The 2,500-nt window shown below is 49.5% G+C and carries 9 tRNA genes and 3 rRNA genes (2 of these 12 only partly in view); all 12 read left to right on the top strand.

Features of this window, described 5'->3' with window-relative positions:
• A 23S ribosomal RNA gene (locus WCV66_RS03020) occupies nt 1–722 on the top strand (it extends 2,209 nt beyond the left edge of the window).
• A 149-nt stretch (nt 723–871) separates the two neighbouring features.
• A 5S ribosomal RNA gene (rrf, locus tag WCV66_RS03015) occupies nt 872–987 on the top strand.
• 24 nt (nt 988–1,011) lie between these two features.
• Nucleotides 1,012–1,087: transfer RNA gene (locus WCV66_RS03010), tRNA-Val, on the top strand.
• A 15-nt stretch (nt 1,088–1,102) separates the two neighbouring features.
• Nucleotides 1,103–1,178 (top strand) — tRNA-Thr (locus WCV66_RS03005).
• 24 nt (nt 1,179–1,202) lie between these two features.
• A tRNA-Lys gene (locus WCV66_RS03000) sits at nt 1,203–1,278 on the top strand.
• 12 nt (nt 1,279–1,290) lie between these two features.
• Nucleotides 1,291–1,376: transfer RNA gene (locus WCV66_RS02995), tRNA-Leu, on the top strand.
• A 10-nt stretch (nt 1,377–1,386) separates the two neighbouring features.
• A tRNA-Gly gene (locus tag WCV66_RS02990) sits at nt 1,387–1,458 on the top strand.
• Between the two features lie 10 nt (nt 1,459–1,468).
• Nucleotides 1,469–1,557 (top strand) — tRNA-Leu (locus tag WCV66_RS02985).
• 11 nt (nt 1,558–1,568) lie between these two features.
• Nucleotides 1,569–1,645 (top strand) — tRNA-Arg (locus tag WCV66_RS02980).
• 5 nt (nt 1,646–1,650) lie between these two features.
• Nucleotides 1,651–1,727: transfer RNA gene (locus WCV66_RS02975), tRNA-Pro, on the top strand.
• 18 nt (nt 1,728–1,745) lie between these two features.
• Nucleotides 1,746–1,821, top strand: a tRNA-Ala gene (locus WCV66_RS02970).
• Between the two features lie 168 nt (nt 1,822–1,989).
• A 16S ribosomal RNA gene (locus WCV66_RS02965) occupies nt 1,990–2,500 on the top strand (it continues 1,068 nt past the right edge of the window).

Below are 2,500 nucleotides of genomic sequence, written 5' to 3'. Positions count from 1 at the left end.
CCTGGCTGTATTGAAATTCTAACCCACAGCCCTTATCGGGCTGGGAGACAGTGTCAGGTGGGCAGTTTGACTGGGGCGGTCGCCTCCTAAAATGTAACGGAGGCGCCCAAAGGTTCCCTCAGAATGGTTGGAAATCATTCGTAGAGTGTAAAGGCACAAGGGAGCTTGACTGCGAGACCTACAAGTCGAGCAGGGACGAAAGTCGGGCTTAGTGATCCGGTGGTTCCGCATGGAAGGGCCATCGCTCAACGGATAAAAGCTACCCCGGGGATAACAGGCTTATCTCCCCCAAGAGTCCACATCGACGGGGAGGTTTGGCACCTCGATGTCGGCTCATCGCATCCTGGGGCTGTAGTCGGTCCCAAGGGTTGGGCTGTTCGCCCATTAAAGCGGTACGCGAGCTGGGTTCAGAACGTCGTGAGACAGTTCGGTCCCTATCCGTCGTGGGCGTAGGAAATTTGAGAGGAGCTGTCCTTAGTACGAGAGGACCGGGATGGACGCACCGCTGGTGTACCAGTTGTCTTGCCAAAGGCATAGCTGGGTAGCTATGTGCGGAAGGGATAAGTGCTGAAAGCATCTAAGCATGAAGCCCCCCTCAAGATGAGATTTCCCATAGCGTAAGCTAGTAAGATCCCTGAAAGATGATCAGGTTGATAGGTCTGAGGTGGAAGCGCGGTGACGTGTGGAGCTGACAGATACTAATCGATCGAGGACTTAACCTAATAAAGGCGTTAAATGAAGTGAATTGAATTGTGAATCGTTATCTAGTTTTGAAGGAATATATCCTTTGAAAAAAACCTAAAAAATCTCTTGATTTTTTTTGGAAAAATAATATAATAGTAAATGTCGTTCAAAATAATATTTACTAATATCTGGTGGCGATAGCGAAGAGGTCACACCCGTTCCCATGCCGAACACGGAAGTTAAGCTCTTCAGCGCCGATGGTAGTTGGGGGTTTCCCCCTGTGAGAGTAGGACGTTGCCAGGTTTATATTAATTTAATAATTTTAATGGAGGATTAGCTCAGCTGGGAGAGCATCTGCCTTACAAGCAGAGGGTCGGCGGTTCGATCCCGTCATCCTCCACCATTATTAACTTATTGTGCCGGTGTAGCTCAACTGGTAGAGCAACTGACTTGTAATCAGTAGGTTGGGGGTTCAAGTCCTCTTGCCGGCACCACTTATTATCTACTCATTGAAAAATGAGCCATTAGCTCAGTTGGTAGAGCATCTGACTTTTAATCAGAGGGTCGAAGGTTCGAGTCCTTCATGGCTCACCATTTACACACCTTGCGGGTGTGGCGGAATTGGCAGACGCGCTAGACTTAGGATCTAGTGTCCTTGTGACGTGGGGGTTCAAGTCCCTTCACCCGCACCAATTAAATATTGCGGAAGTAGTTCAGTGGTAGAACACCACCTTGCCAAGGTGGGGGTCGCGGGTTCGAATCCCGTCTTCCGCTCTTAGTAAGTGCCGGGGTGGCGGAACTGGCAGACGCACAGGACTTAAAATCCTGCGGTAGGTGACTACCGTACCGGTTCGATTCCGGTCCTCGGCACCACTTACAAAAATGCGCCCGTAGCTCAATTGGATAGAGCGTTTGACTACGGATCAAAAGGTTAGGGGTTCGACTCCTCTCGGGCGCGCCATATATCGGGAAGTAGCTCAGCTTGGTAGAGCACTTGGTTTGGGACCAAGGGGTCGCAGGTTCGAATCCTGTCTTCCCGACCATTACCTAAAACTTTCTTTGGGGCCTTAGCTCAGCTGGGAGAGCGCCTGCTTTGCACGCAGGAGGTCAGCGGTTCGATCCCGCTAGGCTCCACCATTTTTTAAAAAAACTTCTTGACTTTATATTAAGAAGTTTGGTATTATAATAAAGTTGCTATAAACGATGATCTTTGAAAACTAAACAAAACCAAGCGTGCCAACGTTAATTTTTAATTAACAAAACAACGTACTATATAGTACAAATTTATGAGCTATATCAAACACTTTATTGGAGAGTTTGATCCTGGCTCAGGACGAACGCTGGCGGCGTGCCTAATACATGCAAGTCGAGCGAATCGATGGGAGCTTGCTCCCTGAGATTAGCGGCGGACGGGTGAGTAACACGTGGGTAACCTGCCTGTAAGATTGGGATAACTCCGGGAAACCGGAGCTAATACCGGATAATATTTTGAACCGCATGGTTCGAAATTGAAAGATGGCTTCGGCTATCACTTACAGATGGACCCGCGGCGCATTAGCTAGTTGGTGAGGTAACGGCTCACCAAGGCAACGATGCGTAGCCGACCTGAGAGGGTGATCGGCCACACTGGGACTGAGACACGGCCCAGACTCCTACGGGAGGCAGCAGTAGGGAATCTTCCGCAATGGACGAAAGTCTGACGGAGCAACGCCGCGTGAACGATGAAGGCCTTCGGGTCGTAAAGTTCTGTTGTTAGGGAAGAACAAGTACCAGAGTAACTGCTGGTACCTTGACGGTACCAGAGTAACTGCTGGTA

The organism is Metabacillus rhizosphaerae, assembly GCF_037201795.1.
Taxonomy (GTDB): Bacteria; Bacillota; Bacilli; order Bacillales; family Bacillaceae; genus Metabacillus; species Metabacillus rhizosphaerae.
Note: the sequence above shows the minus strand (reverse complement) of the source record. Positions and strands in the feature narration are given on the sequence as shown.